The sequence below is a fragment of the Variovorax sp. CF079 genome (assembly GCF_900101545.1).
Classification (GTDB): Bacteria; Pseudomonadota; Gammaproteobacteria; order Burkholderiales; family Burkholderiaceae_C; genus Variovorax.
On record NZ_FMZU01000011.1, the window covers coordinates 163957 to 176416 of the forward strand.

The 12460-nt window shown below is 66.8% G+C and carries 9 protein-coding genes; 6 read left to right on the top strand and 3 right to left on the bottom strand.

Going from position 1 to position 12460, the window contains the following annotated elements; genetic code table 11:
* Positions 1-17: 17 nt before the first annotated feature.
* Entirely contained in the window at positions 18-2744 is a 2727-nt protein-coding gene (aceE, locus tag BLS74_RS16575) for a pyruvate dehydrogenase (acetyl-transferring), homodimeric type (RefSeq protein ID WP_093108144.1), read from the bottom strand.
* Positions 2745-2961: 217 nt separating this feature from the next.
* Here aceE and BLS74_RS16580 point away from each other — a divergent pair, with 217 nt between their 5' ends.
* The 5 genes from BLS74_RS16580 (at position 2962) to BLS74_RS16600 (ending at position 9836) form a co-directional block, all read left to right on the top strand.
* Positions 2962-5505, top strand: coding sequence for a PAS domain S-box protein (locus BLS74_RS16580; RefSeq protein WP_093108146.1), 2544 nt, complete (start codon positions 2962-2964; stop codon positions 5503-5505).
* On the top strand, positions 5502-6134 hold the full coding sequence (locus BLS74_RS16585) for a response regulator transcription factor (RefSeq protein WP_093108148.1): 633 nt from the start codon (positions 5502-5504) through the stop codon (positions 6132-6134). The genes BLS74_RS16580 and BLS74_RS16585 overlap by 4 nt, the downstream gene beginning before the upstream one ends.
* Positions 6135-6211: 77 nt before the next feature.
* Complete coding sequence (gene folD / locus BLS74_RS16590; RefSeq protein ID WP_093108150.1) at positions 6212-7069, top strand: bifunctional methylenetetrahydrofolate dehydrogenase/methenyltetrahydrofolate cyclohydrolase FolD; 858 nt, start codon at positions 6212-6214, stop codon at positions 7067-7069.
* A gap of 34 nt (positions 7070-7103) precedes the next feature.
* Entirely contained in the window at positions 7104-9152 is a 2049-nt protein-coding gene (locus BLS74_RS16595) for a M3 family metallopeptidase (RefSeq protein WP_093108152.1), read from the top strand.
* A gap of 60 nt (positions 9153-9212) precedes the next feature.
* Positions 9213-9836: a DUF4124 domain-containing protein gene (locus BLS74_RS16600; RefSeq protein ID WP_093108154.1), complete on the top strand. Its 624-nt coding sequence runs from the start codon at positions 9213-9215 to the stop codon at positions 9834-9836.
* A gap of 97 nt (positions 9837-9933) precedes the next feature.
* Here the strand turns inward: BLS74_RS16600 and rpiA are convergent, their stop codons facing one another.
* Positions 9934-10635 carry a ribose-5-phosphate isomerase RpiA gene (rpiA, locus tag BLS74_RS16605; RefSeq protein WP_093108156.1) on the bottom strand — a complete coding sequence of 234 codons (702 nt, stop codon included), beginning with the start codon at positions 10633-10635 and terminating at the stop codon, positions 9934-9936.
* A gap of 40 nt (positions 10636-10675) precedes the next feature.
* Here rpiA and BLS74_RS16610 point away from each other — a divergent pair, with 40 nt between their 5' ends.
* The gene (locus BLS74_RS16610; RefSeq protein WP_093108158.1) at positions 10676-11743 is read left to right on the top strand and encodes a quinone-dependent dihydroorotate dehydrogenase; all 1068 of its coding nucleotides are present in this window, start codon (positions 10676-10678) and stop codon (positions 11741-11743) included.
* A gap of 16 nt (positions 11744-11759) precedes the next feature.
* Here the strand turns inward: BLS74_RS16610 and BLS74_RS16615 are convergent, their stop codons facing one another.
* On the bottom strand, positions 11760-12449 hold the full coding sequence (locus BLS74_RS16615; protein WP_093108160.1) for a phage holin family protein: 690 nt from the start codon (positions 12447-12449) through the stop codon (positions 11760-11762).
* Between the last annotated feature and the right edge of the window lie 11 nt (positions 12450-12460).

The following is a 12460-nucleotide window of genomic DNA, read 5'->3' on the forward strand; positions in this document are numbered from 1 at the left end:
TGATTGTTGGTTGTTGTTTACGCGTAGAGCGGGTTGATCTTTTCAGCGTTGATGCCGTACTTCTTGATCGCCTCTGCCACCTTGGCAGCCGGCACCGTGCCCTCGTCGGCCAGCGCCTTGAGCGCCGCCACCACGATGAAGTGGCGGTTGACCTCGAAGTGCTCGCGCAGCTTGTTGCGGAAGTCGCTGCGGCCGAAGCCGTCGGTGCCCAGGACCCGGTAGGTGCGGCCCTTCGGAATGAAGGGGCGGATCTGTTCGGCGTAGGCCTTCATGTAGTCGGTCGACGCCACGACCGGACCGGTGCTCGCCGAAAGCTGCTCGGCAACGAAGGACAGGCGCGGCTCGTCGGTCGGGTGCAGCAGGTTCCAGCGATCGGCTTCCTGGCCGTCGCGCGTGAGCTCGTTGAAGCTCGGGCAGCTCCACACGGAGGCGCTCACGCCCCAGTCCTTCTCGAGCAGTTCCTGCGCCGCGATGCTCTCGCGCAGGATCGTGCCGCTGCCCAGCAGCTGCACCGTCGGCGCATCCTTGCCCTTCGCGGCCTTGACCGCCGGGGCCTGCTTGCAGAGGTACATGCCCTTGATGATCTGCTCCTCGGTGCCGGGTTGCAGGCCGGGCATCGGGTAGTTCTCGTTCAAGAGCGTCAAGTAGTAGTAGACGTTGTCCTGCTTCTCCACCATGCGCTTCAGGCCGTGGTGCAGGATCACGCCGACCTCGTGCGCGAAGGTCGGGTCGTAGCTCACGCAGTTCGGGATGGTGTTCGCGAGGATGTGGCTGTGGCCGTCTTCGTGCTGCAAGCCTTCGCCGTTGAGCGTGGTGCGCCCCGAGGTGCCGCCCAGCAGGAAGCCGCGCGCCTGCATGTCGCCCGCCGCCCAGGCCAGGTCGCCGATGCGCTGGAAGCCGAACATCGAGTAGTACACGTAGAACGGCACCATGATGCGGTTGTTGGTGCTGTACGAAGTGGCCGCGGCGATCCAGCTCGACATGCCGCCGGCCTCGTTGATGCCTTCCTGCAGGATCTGGCCGCTCTTGTCTTCCTTGTAGTACATGACCTGGTCCTTGTCGACCGGGGTGTACTGCTGGCCATCGGGGTTGTAGATGCCGATCTGGCGGAACAACCCTTCCATGCCGAAGGTGCGCGCTTCGTCAACCAGGATCGGCACCACGCGCGGACCCAGCGCCTTGTCACGCAGCAGTTGCGTGAGGAAGCGCACGTAGGCTTGCGTGGTCGAGATCTCACGGCCCTCGGCTGTGGGCTCCATCACGGCCTTGAAGGTGTCGAGCGCCGGCACGGTGAAGCTCTCGTCGGCCTTGGTGCGGCGATGCGGCAGGTAGCCGCCGAGGGCCTTGCGGCGCTCGTGCAGGTACTTCATCTCGGGCGTGTCGTCGGCCGGCTTGTAGAACGGCAGCTCGGGGATCTGGCTGTCGGGGATCGGGATGTTGAAGCGGTCGCGGAAGGCCCTGATGTCCTCGTCGCCGAGCTTCTTGGTCTGGTGGACCGTGTTCTTGCCCTCGCCGATCTTGCCCATGCCGAAGCCCTTGACGGTCTTGACCAGCAGCACCGTGGGTTGGCCCGTGTGCTTGACGGCCGCATCGAAGGCCGCGTACACCTTCTGCGAATCGTGGCCGCCGCGGCGCAGGTTCCAGATGTCGTCGTCGCTCATCTTGGCGACCATCTCGAGCGTGCGCGGATCCTTGCCGAAGAAGTGCTTGCGCACGTAGGCGCCGTCATTGGCCTTGAACGACTGATAGTCGCCGTCGTTCGTCTCCATCATGATCTTGCGCAGCGCACCGTCCTTGTCGCGTGCCAAGAGCGGATCCCAGCTGCTGCCCCAGATCAGCTTGATCACGTTCCAGCCCGAGCCGCGGAATTCGCCTTCGAGTTCCTGGATGATCTTGCCGTTGCCGCGCACCGGGCCGTCCAGACGCTGCAGGTTGCAGTTGATGACGAAGATCAGGTTGTCGAGCTTCTCGCGCGCGGCCAGGCCGATGGCGCCCAGCGATTCGACCTCGTCCATTTCACCGTCGCCGCAGAACACCCAGACCTTGCGGTTCTCGGTGTTGGCGATGCCGCGGGCATGCAGGTACTTGAGGAAGCGCGCCTGGTAGATCGCCATCAGCGGGCCCAGGCCCATCGAGACGGTGGGGAACTGCCAGAACTCGGGCATCAGCTTCGGGTGCGGATAGCTCGACAGGCCCTTGCCGTCGACTTCCTGGCGGAAGTTGAGCAGTTGCTCCTCGGTCAGGCGGCCTTCGAGGTAGGCGCGTGCATAGATGCCGGGCGAAACGTGTCCCTGGATGTAGAGGCAGTCGCCGCCGTGGTTTTCGCTCTCGGCGTGCCAGAAGTGGTTGAAGCCGGCGCCGAACATGTTGGCCAGCGAGGCGAAGGAGCCGATGTGCCCCCCCAGATCGCCGCCTTCGGCGGGATGGTGGCGGTTGGCCTTCACGACCATCGCCATCGCGTTCCAGCGCATGTAGGCGCGCAGCCGCTCTTCGATCTCAAGATTGCCGGGGCAGCGTTCTTCCTGGTCGGTCTCGATCGTATTCACGTAGGCGGTGTTGGCCGAGAACGGTTTGTCGATGCTGTTCTGGCGTGCATGTTCGAGCAGTTGCTCGAGAAGGAAGTGCGCACGCTCGGGGCCTTCGCTTTCGATGACGGCCGACAGGGCGTCCATCCATTCGCGGGTTTCCTGTGCGTCCGGGTCGTTCGCGGCCGAGCCGTACAGGTTCTCGGGATTTGCCGACATGCTTGTCTCCTTTTGAGGGGGGTTGTGGCTGTAATTTAGTGCCGTATCCGGCAGCGCGCGGGAGTTTCGCACAGAAATATCCAAATTTCAAATAGTGCGTGATGATTTCTTATTATGAAATACATGGATGCTGTCAGAGGTGAAGGTGGCCTCGTTCGAAGTCATGTCACTGCACACAACCACGGTCCGCAGCGGGCCCTTCCCCTAAACTCGCGCGATGCCCTTTTCCTCTCCGATCGCGGTCGCGCGCAGCGCTGTCAACGCGTCGCCGCTGTCCTGGTGGCGGCGCTGGTGGCGCCGGCAGACGCCGGTGCTGCAGGATGCGGTCGCGATGCTGGCGCCGCTGGCGGCGGTGCTGCTTTTTCTTGCAGCCATCGTCGCGGCCTTCTGGTATCTGCGCGCAGAAGAGGTGGAGCGCGAGCAGGAGTCGGTCAAGCGCGATGTGGAGTACGCGCAGCAACGCGTGCGCCTGCGGCTTCTGGAGCGGCAGGAGCAGCTGATGCGCCTGGCGCGCGATGCCTCCAACCGCGAGATCGACGCCACCGAATTCGCGAGCCGCTCGGAGTCGCTCGTGAGCCAGTTTCCCGAGCTTCAGGCGATCAGCTGGATCGACGACCGCCGCCGCTTCAAGGCGGGCTACGCCGCGCCCAGCGTCCATCCGGCACAACAGCATGCCGTGGGCGACGTGCTGCGGCCGGGCGACATCGAGAGCAATTACGCGCTGGCGCGCGAGCTGCGCCAGCCTGTGTTCTCGCAACCGGTGGCCGGCGGCGACCCGCCGTCGATGCTTCAGCTGCACATCCCCTTCTTCGACCAGGGCCTGTTCGCGGGCATGGTGCTGGGCGAGTTTTCGATCGATGGCCTGCTGCGCTACGGCATGCCCTCCGAGGTGTCGGCGCGCTACGCGGTGTCGCTGCTGGATGCCAAGGGCGGTCTGATCGCCGGCAACACGGTTGCCAGCCCGCGCGAGGCCGAGACCCGCCTCCTGCCTTGGTCCGAACAGACCAACGAATACGAAGTCCCGGTCTCGCCGGTGGGCAACGCACTGGTGCTGCGCGCGCAGGCCTACCGCACCTCGCAGGGCGTGGTCGGCAACGGCCTCTTCTGGCTGGTGGGCGCGCTCAGCGTGCTCACGAGCTGGATGCTGATCGGCACCTGGCGCCACACGCGGCGCCGGCTTCAGGCCCAGCAGGCGCTGGTGGCGGAAACCAACTTCCGGCGCGCGATGGAGAACTCCATGCTCACCGGCATGCGCGTGCTCGATCTCGAGGGCCGCATCACCTACGTCAACGCGGCCTTCTGCCAGATGACAGGCTGGGACGAGAGCGAGCTCGTGGGCCAGACGCCGCCCTTCCCCTACTGGCTGGAATCCGATCGCGAGATCATGAACGAGCGGCTCGAGGAAGAGTTGCATGGCCGTGCGCTCCCGGGCGGCTTCCAGGTGCGCGTCAAGCGCAAAAACGGCAGCGTGTTCAACGCCCGCCTCTACGTGTCGCCGCTGATCGATGCGCGCGGCCATCAGACCGGCTGGATGACCTCGATGACCGACATCACCGAGCCCACCCGCATCCGCGAGCAGCTCTCGGCCTCCTACGAGCGCTTCACCACGGTGCTCGAGGCGCTGGACGCCTCGGTGTCGGTGGCGCCGCTCGGCAGCGAGGAACTGCTGTTCGCCAACAAGTTGTACCGGCTCTGGTTCGGCTCCGACACCGTGGGGCACCTGGGCATGGTGGCGCAGGCCGGCGTACCGGCCTCGCACGCGCACGACGACGCACTCGACGACGTCGATCCTTTCGCCGGCCTGCCGATCGACCAGCTGACCGCCGCGCAGCCTGCCAACAACGAGATCTTCGTGCCCGAGCTCGGCAAGTGGCTCGAGGTGCGTTCGCGCTACCTGACCTGGGTCGACGGCCGGCTCGCGCAACTGGTGATCGCCACCGACATCACGCCGCGGCGCGATGCCGAAGACCTGTCGGCCGCGCAGGCCGACCGCGCGCAGGCCGCCAGCCGGCTGATCACCATGGGCGAGATGGCGTCCAGCGTCGCGCACGAGCTCAACCAGCCGCTGACCGCGATCACCAACTACTGCAACGGGATGATGTCGCGCATCCGCGGACAGCAGATCGATTCCGAGGCCCTGCTCGCGGCGCTCGACAAGACCTCCAAGCAGGCGCAGCGCGCGGGCCAGATCATCCAGCGCATCCGCTCCTTCGTGAAACGCAGCGAGCCGAACCGCACGCCGGCCGAGGTCTCGACCATGGTGAGCGAAGCGGTCGAGCTCGCCGGCATCGAGCTCCGCCGCCGCAACGTGCGCCTCAACCACTATGTGGCCGCGCGCCTTCCGGTGGTGCGGGTCGATCCGATCCTGATCGAGCAGGTGATGGTCAACCTGCTGAAGAACGCGGCCGAGTCGATCGACCTGGCCGACCGGCCGCTCGCGCGTCGCAGCGTCGAGCTGCGCGTGCTGCCCAAGGTCATCGACGGCCAGAACGCGGTCGAGTTCTCGGTGCAGGACACCGGCATGGGCCTCGCGCCGGAAGTGATGGATCGGCTCTACGAAGCCTTCTTCTCGACCAAGCCCGAAGGCATGGGCATCGGGCTCAACCTCTGCCGCACCATCGTCGAGTCGCACCGCGGCCGGATGAAGGCGGAGAACATCTACAATGGCCCGGATGTCGTCGGATGCCGTTTCTCCTTCTGGATTCCGGTGTTGGACGCTATTGATTCCGTAGCAAGCAACGAGGCGAAGGTACCTGCATGAGTTTGATTCCCAAGAAGGGCACGGTCTATGTCGTCGATGACGACGAGGCAGTCCGCGATTCGTTGCAATGGCTGCTCGAAGGCAAGGACTACCGGGTTCGCTGCTTCGATTCGGCCGAATCCTTCTTGTCCCGCTACGACCCGCGCGAGGTCGCCTGCCTGATCGTCGACATCCGCATGGGCGGCATGTCGGGCATCGAACTTCAAGACCGCCTGATCGAGCGCCGCTCGCCGCTGCCGATCGTCGTCATCACCGGCCACGGCGACGTGCCGATGGCAGTCGACAGCATGAAGAAAGGCGCCATGGATTTCATCCAGAAGCCCTTCAACGACGATGCGCTCGTAGCGCTGGTCGAACGCATGCTCGAACACGCGCGCGGCGCCTTCGCGCAGCACCAGCAATCGGCCAGCCGCGACGCACTGCTTTCCAAGCTCACCGGCCGCGAGGCGCAGGTGCTCGAGCGCATCGTAGCCGGCCGGCTCAACAAGCAGATCGCCGACGACCTCGGCATCAGCATCAAGACGGTGGAAGCGCACCGCGCCAACATCATGGAAAAGCTCAACGCCAACACGGTGGCCGACCTGCTCAAGATCGCCTTGGGACAGGCGGCGCCCGGCAAGGCAGCCTAGCGGCTATCGTCCCGATAGCGATACCGATCTTCGACGCCTGCGCAAGCGGGCGTTTTTACTTGGAAAATCCAAAACCGATGACAGCTCAACTGATCGACGGCAACGCCCTCTCCCGAACGCTGCGCGCCGAAGTGGCGACGCGGGCCGCGGCGCTCAAGGCCCGCGGCGTCGCGCCCGGGCTGGCCGTGGTCCTGGTCGGGGAGAACCCCGCCAGCCAGGTCTACGTGCGCAACAAGGTCAAGGCCTGTGAAGACAACGGATTGCATTCGGTGCTCGAGAAGTACCCGGCCGAGCTGAGCGAGGCCGAGCTGCTGGCGAGGGTCGAGGCGCTCAACAAGGATCCGGCGATCCACGGCATCCTGGTGCAGCTGCCGCTGCCGGCGCACATCGACGCGCAGAAGGTCATCGAGGCCATCGCCCCCGCCAAGGACGTCGACGGCTTCCACGTCGCAAGCGCCGGTGCGCTCATGACGGGCATGCCCGGCTTCTGGCCTTGCACGCCCTACGGCTGCATGAAGATGTTCGAGTCCATCGGCTATGAACTGCGCGGCAAGCACGCCGTCGTCATCGGCCGCAGCAACATCGTCGGCAAGCCCATGGCGCTGATGCTGCTCGCGAAGAACGCGACCGTCACCATCTGCCACAGCGCCACGCAGGACCTCGGCGCCATCACGCGCCAAGCCGACGTGGTGGTCGCGGCCGTCGGCAAGCGCAATGTGCTCACGGCCGACATGGTCAAGCCCGGCGCCGTGGTGATCGATGTCGGGATGAACCGCAACGACGAAGGCAAGCTCTGCGGCGACGTGGATTTCGCCGGCGTGCGCGAGGTGGCCGGCTGGATCACGCCGGTGCCCGGCGGCGTCGGCCCGATGACCATCACGATGCTGCTCGTCAACACGATCGAGGCGGCCGAACGCGCCGCCGAGGCCACTTGAACTCGAGCCCCCTGCCCGCCATCTGAACAAGACCATGACCAATCCGCTCCTCGACTTCAACGACCTCCCGCTGTTCGACCGGATCAGGCCCGAGCATGTCGCGCCCGCCGTCGATGTGCTGCTCGCCGACGCCGAGGCCGCATTGCAGGCAGCGACCACGCCCGAATTCCCGGCCGACTGGACCGCGATCGCCAAGGTGCTCGACGTCGCCTCGGAGCGTTTCAGCCGCGCCTGGGGCGCCGCGGGCCATCTCAACGCGGTCGCCGACACGCCGGAGCTGCGCGCCGCCTACAACGAAGCGATGCCCCGCGTCACCGCCTTCTGGACCCGCCTCGGCTCCGACGAGCGGCTCTATGCCAAATACAAGGCGATCGATCCGGCGACCCTGAATCCCGAGCAGCGCCAGGCGCACCTCTACGCCGTGCGCAACTTCGTGCTCGGCGGCGCCGAATTGCAGGGCGAGGCGAAGAAGCGCTTTGCGGAAATCCAGGAACGCCAGGCCGAGCTGAGCCAGAAGTTCAGCGAGAACGCGCTCGACGCGACCGATGCGTTCGCGTACTACACCCAACTCGGCGAACTCGAGGGCCTGCCGGAAGACGTGGTCAGCGCGGCGCGCGCGGCGGCCGAAGCCGAGGGCAAGGAAGGCTACAAGCTCACGCTGAAGATGCCCTCCTACCTGCCGGTCATGCAGTTCGCCAGGAGCAGCGCCCTGCGCGAGAAGCTCTATCGCGCCTACGTCACGCGCGCCAGCGAATTCGGTGACCCCGCCTTCGACAACACCGAACTGATCCGCGAGATCCTCGCGCTGCGCCAGGAGGAAGCGAAGCTCCTGGGCTATCCCAACTTCGGCGAGCTTTCCATCGTGCCCAAGATGGCGGAATCGGCCGGACAGGTCATCAAGTTCCTGCGCGATCTCGCGGCCAAGGCCAAACCCTACGGCGAGCGCGACCTGGCCGACCTGCGCGTGTTCGCGGCGCAGCAACTCGGCATCGTCGACCCGCAACCCTGGGACTGGAGCTACATCGGCGAGAAGCTCAAGGAAGCGCGCTACGCCTTCAGCGAGCAGGAGGTCAAGCAGTACTTCACCGCGCCGAAGGTCATGGCCGGCCTGTTCAAGATCGTCGAGACGCTGTTCGAGGTGTCGATCCATCGCGACAGTGCGCCCGTGTGGCATCCGAGCGTCCAGGTCTACCGCATCGAACGCGCGGGGCAGAAGGTCGGCCAGTTCTATCTCGATCCGGCGGCCCGTGCCGCCAAGCGCGGCGGCGCCTGGATGGATGATGTGCGCGCCCGCTGGCTCAGGCCCGACACCGGCGCGCTGCAGACGCCGGTCGCGCAACTGGTCTGCAACTTCGCCGAGGGCGTCGACGGCAAGCCGCCGCTGCTTACGCACGACGACGTGACGACGCTGTTCCACGAGTTCGGCCACGGGCTGCACCACATGCTCACGCAGGTCAACGAGCGCGACGTCTCGGGCATCAGCGGGGTCGAGTGGGACGCCGTCGAGCTGCCGAGCCAGTTCATGGAGAACTTCTGCTGGGAGTGGGATGTTCTGGCGCACATGACCTCGCACGTCGACACCGGCGAACCGCTGCCGCGCGCGCTGTTCGACAAGATGACCGCGGCCAAGAACTTCCAGAGCGGCCTGCAGACGCTGCGCCAGATCGAGTTCTCGCTGTTCGACATGCTGCTGCACACTGAATACGACGCCGCCGGCGCCCAGCCGGGCGACGTGATGGCGCTGCTCGGCAAGGTGCGCGACGAGGTCGCGGTGATGCCTTCGCCACCCTTCAGCCGCACGCCCAACACCTTCAGCCACATCTTCTCGGGCGGCTACGCGGCCGGCTACTACAGCTACAAGTGGGCCGAGGTGCTGAGCGCCGACGCCTACGCGGCCTTCGAGGAAACCGCCGGCGCCAATGGAGAGCCGAGCATCGAGACCGGCCGCAAATACCGCCAGGCCATCCTCGAGGCCGGCGGCAGCCGCAGCGCGATGGAGTCCTTCAAGGCCTTCCGGGGCCGCGAGCCGCAGCTCGATGCGCTGCTGCGACACCAGGGAATGACCGAGGCGCAGCCGGCCTGAGATGGCGCGGCGCCCGCGCGGCCTGAGATACTCCGCTCCATCGGATCACGAAAGTCATCGATGAAGCTCAACGCACATCTCTCAGGCCTCGCCCTGCTGCTCGCCGCCGGCGCCGCCCTGGCGCAGCCGGTCTACCGCCATGTCGACAAGAACGGCAAGGTCACCTTCTCGGACCAGCCGCCTGCCGCCAATGCGCAACCCGCGACGCCGCGCGGCGGCAGCGCGGCGGGTGCCAGCGCCGGCCTGCCCTACGAGCTGCGGCAGGTTGCGCAACGGTACCCGGTCACGCTCTACACCAGCGACGAGTGCGGGCCCTGCGGCGCGGGCCGCTCGCTGCTGGTGACACGCGGAATCCCCTTCGACGAACGGACCATCAAGAGCAACGAGGACGTGGAGGCGCTGCAGCGCTTGAGCGGCCAGGCCTCGCTGCCGCTGCTGTCCATCGGCACGCAGCAGCTCAAGGGTTTTTCGGATGCCGAGTGGTCGCAGTATCTCGACGCGGCCGGCTATCCCAAGAGCGCCCAGTTGCCGGCGAGCTACCGCAATCCGCCGGCGCAGCCCCTTGTGGCTGCCCAGCCAGCGCCTGCGGCGCAGCCCCAGCGTGCTGCGCCTGCGCCATCTACCCCGCCGCCGCCTGCTGCGACCGGCCCGACACCGAGCAATCCGGCCGGCATCAAGTTCTGAATCAATAGCCCCCACGCTCCGTCGCTTCGCGTACTCGTTGCCCCCCGAGGGGGCCGCAGGCCGCCTTGGGGCGGCCCGGCGCCGGCCTGACCCTCGCTCAGTCGAAGCGAAGCGTCTGCACGCCGGACGGCGTGCCCAGCAGACACACGTTGGCCCGTTGGTGGGCGAAAACCCCCACGGTGACCACGCCGGGCCATTGATTCACTTCGCTCTCGAAGCCCAGGGGGTCGGTGATCCGGAGGCCCGTCACGTCGATGATGTGCTGGCCGTTGTCGGTGACCAGCGCCACGCCGTCCTTCTCGCGCACCTGGGCCATGCCGCCGAGCCGCGCGAACTGCCGTATCACGCGCTGCGCCGCCATCGGGATCACCTCGACCGGCAGCGGGAATGCGCCGAGCGTGTTCACGCGCTTGGAAGAATCTGCAATGCAGACGAAGCGCCTGGACTGGGCGGCGACGATCTTTTCGCGCGTGAGCGCGGCGCCACCGCCCTTGATCATGTAGCCGCGGCCGTCGATCTCGTCGGCGCCGTCGATGTACACAGCCAGTTCCTCGACCTCGTTGCTGTCGAACACCGGGATGCCCAGCGCATGCAGGCGTTCGGTCGACGCCACCGAGCTGGACACCGCGCCGCGGATGTCGCCCTTGATCGTCGCCAGCGCGTCGATGAACTTGTTCACCGTCGAGCCGGTGCCGACGCCGACGATCTCTCCCTTCACCACGTGGGCGAGCGCGGCGCGGCCGACCTGCGCCTTGAGTTCGTCCTGGGTCAGGGCCGATGCGGGAGCGGGGGAAGTCATCGGAGAGAATCCTTGGGGCTACGAAGTCCAGAATTATCCGATGTCCCTGCTGCTCCCCTCCTCTCTTTACGGTCTTGCCCGACCTTTCCTCTTCGGCTTCGATCCCGAGCACGCCCATGAGCTGACGCTCGACGCGCTCGCGCGCACGCAGAACACGCCGCTGGCCTGCGTCTATGCGGCGCCCCGCATCGAGGACCGGCGCACGCTCGCCGGCCTCTCGTTCCCGAACCGGGTCGGGCTCGCTGCCGGACTCGACAAGAACGCCCGCTGCATCGATGCCTTTGCCGCCATGGGCTTCGGCTTCGTCGAAGTCGGCACGGTCACGCCGAAGGCGCAGCCGGGCAATCCGAAGCCGCGCATGTTCCGCCTGCCGCAGCGTGACGCGCTGATCAACCGGCTCGGCTTCAACAACGAAGGGCTCGAGGCCTTCCTGGCCAACGTGCAGCGCGCGCGCTTTCGCCGCAACGGCTCCAAGCGGCCGATGCTGCTGGGGCTCAACATCGGCAAGAACGCCGCGACGCCGATCGAGCGTGCAGTCGACGACTACCTTGTCTGCCTCGACGGCGTCTACCCGCATGCCGACTACGTGACGATCAACATCTCCAGCCCCAACACCGCCAATCTGCGTTCGCTCCAGAGCGACGAGGCGCTCGATGCGCTGCTCGGGGCGGTGGCGGACAAGCGCGCTGCGCTCGCCGCACGGCATGGCAAGCGGGTTCCGCTGTTCGTGAAGATCGCACCGGATCTCGACGAGGCCCAGGTTCGGGTGATCGCGGCCACGCTGCGCCGCCACGGCATGGACGGCGTGGTCGCCACCAACACCACGCTGGCGCGTGACGCGGTGACGGGCCTGCCGCATGCGAACGAAGCCGGCGGCCTCTCGGGTGCGCCGGTCAGGGAAGCGAGCAATCGCGTGATCCGCCAGCTGCGATCGGCACTGGGCAGTGATTTTCCGATCATCGGCGTCGGCGGCATCCTGAGCGCCGCCGATGCCGAGGCCAAGATCGCCGCCGGCGCCGATCTCGTGCAGATCTACACCGGGCTGATCTACCGGGGCCCGGCGCTGGTGCGCCAGGCAGCTCAGGCACTGCGCAAGCGCAGCGCCTGAGCGTCTTCCCGGATGATCAGCGCATCCGCCACAGCACCGGCACGACGATGGCCGCCCAGCGCAGCAGGCGGCGCGGACCGAGCACCGCCACGGCCGCCGCGGTCACGACGCCGGTCGCCACCGGATGCTCGCGCGCGATCCGCAGCGCTGCGGCGCCGGGGGACTCGTCATCAGGCGGCGCGTCGGCCTTCTTCGACGACGCGCCCTGCAGCGTCGCGATGCGCTCGCGCTGGCGCGCGATGCGCTCGAGCAGTTCTTCGCGGCTCTGGGGCCTGGGCTCACGCGGTGGCGCTTCGGCCTCGTCGCCGAGACCGAAGCGGTCTTGAACCCATTCCCAATCGCGCTCGAACTCGTGGCGTGCGGGGCCGAAGGCTTCCGAGGTCTTGCGCAAGGTGCTCATCAACGCCACGGCCGCAACCAGCCAGAGCGCGATCCATATCGCCGCCACTGCCCAGGCGGCCGCAACGCGGTTCGGCGTCTCCCAGAAATGCACGACCACCGCCACCGACAGCAAGGCGACGGCGACCGTCGTGAGCCCGATCACCGCGATCACCAGGACCAGCATCAGCTGCAGGCGCTGCTTTTCTTCTTCCCATGCCAGCTGCAGCAGCTGGACACGGTCTTCGGCTGCCAGGGCGCCTTCGCTGGCTGCGATGCGCAGCCGGCGAAGGCGCGAGTCCAGCCCGAACAGGGACAACAGCCTCATGCGAGGCCCCC

Coding starts and splice junctions, on each gene's coding strand:
- BLS74_RS16615 (WP_093108160.1), bottom strand. CDS start 12,449: ATGAGGCTGTTGTCCCTGTTCGGGCTGGACTCGCGCCTTCGCCGGCTG.
- BLS74_RS16600 (WP_093108154.1), top strand. CDS start 9,213: ATGAAGCTCAACGCACATCTCTCAGGCCTCGCCCTGCTGCTCGCCGCC.
- BLS74_RS16580 (WP_093108146.1), top strand. CDS start 2,962: ATGCCCTTTTCCTCTCCGATCGCGGTCGCGCGCAGCGCTGTCAACGCG.
- rpiA (WP_093108156.1), bottom strand. CDS start 10,635: ATGACTTCCCCCGCTCCCGCATCGGCCCTGACCCAGGACGAACTCAAG.
- BLS74_RS16610 (WP_093108158.1), top strand. CDS start 10,676: ATGTCCCTGCTGCTCCCCTCCTCTCTTTACGGTCTTGCCCGACCTTTC.
- folD (WP_093108150.1), top strand. CDS start 6,212: ATGACAGCTCAACTGATCGACGGCAACGCCCTCTCCCGAACGCTGCGC.
- BLS74_RS16595 (WP_093108152.1), top strand. CDS start 7,104: ATGACCAATCCGCTCCTCGACTTCAACGACCTCCCGCTGTTCGACCGG.
- BLS74_RS16585 (WP_093108148.1), top strand. CDS start 5,502: ATGAGTTTGATTCCCAAGAAGGGCACGGTCTATGTCGTCGATGACGAC.
- aceE (WP_093108144.1), bottom strand. CDS start 2,744: ATGTCGGCAAATCCCGAGAACCTGTACGGCTCGGCCGCGAACGACCCG.